This is a genomic window from Candidatus Symbiothrix dinenymphae, from assembly GCF_001431085.1.
The window spans coordinates 1-211 of record NZ_BBRU01000550.1 but is presented as its reverse complement, the minus strand read 5'-3'; the positions used below and the strand labels follow the sequence as shown (position 1 = coordinate 211).

Below are 211 nucleotides of genomic sequence, written 5' to 3'. Positions count from 1 at the left end.
AAAACTACGATGGCACCACCACCGCCACCATTACAGCATCCGGCACTGTTGTTGGCACAGTAGGCTCGGATGATGTAGGCGTATCAAACGGCATGGCTACTTTTGCAGACAAGAATGCGGGCACGGGTAAAACGGTTACATTCAGCGGTTTCGCGCTCACAGGGGAGGATAAGAACAACTACACGCTGCAAGCACAGCCCACCGCCGTAAC

The 211-nt window shown here is 54.0% G+C and carries 1 protein-coding gene; it reads left to right on the top strand.

Going from position 1 to position 211, the window contains the following annotated elements; genetic code table 11:
• Positions 1-211 (top strand): YDG domain-containing protein (locus ASC50_RS08835; protein ID WP_158648512.1); only part of this gene is annotated, 211 nt, incomplete at both ends.